The organism is Gluconobacter sp. P1D12_c (assembly GCF_018812105.1).
GTDB lineage: Bacteria > Pseudomonadota > Alphaproteobacteria > Acetobacterales > Acetobacteraceae > Gluconobacter > Gluconobacter oxydans_A.
In genome coordinates this window covers 1-550 of the sequence record NZ_JACSIQ010000249.1, presented here as the reverse complement: position 1 = coordinate 550, position 550 = coordinate 1, and the positions used below count along the sequence as shown (strand labels likewise).

Below are 550 nucleotides of genomic sequence, written 5' to 3'. Positions count from 1 at the left end.
GTATTCGAGTATCGATAATTTAGATTTGGAAAATTGTACGTCTGATGATTTTAAAAGAAGACTCTCAACGATTTGCGAKAAATTTTTTGGATCGTTGTCATGAGTTATCAATTCGCACATTTTGAGATGCTGAGTCGTAAAGTGCTTGTAAAGCCTTCCGACAAGGCAACGAAGTCTAAGAAGTGGAATATTAAAGAGACTATAGATGAGGCTACCCGGAGAAATCMGGATGCCTGTTTGCATGTTGAAAATCCAGGCAAGCAGGTTCTCGTTTTTGGTCTGGATTTTGAAGCTCTTGAGCGTGAGCATGAGCAGGCTTGCGATGGTGCTGTTGATGTTCAGAAGAATGGCAAGAGCCGGATAATCAGAAGCACTCAAAATACTATGGCGTGCATTGTTCTGTCTTGGCCAGGTGAGATGGATGCCGATTGTAAGCGTTGGCAAGCTCGGTCGGTCAAGTGGTTGCAGGACACGTATGGGGACCAGTTGAAGACAGTCATCAGGCATGATGATGAGGCTTTTCCTCATCTTCATGCTTTCATCGTTCCTG

1 protein-coding gene is annotated in these 550 nt (G+C 44.0%); it reads left to right on the top strand.

Annotated features, from left to right (window positions below):
* Positions 1 to 99: 99 nt before the first annotated feature.
* On the top strand, positions 100 to 550 hold a 451-nt coding region (locus KP705_RS16585; RefSeq protein ID WP_215765048.1), incomplete at its 3' end, for a plasmid recombination protein.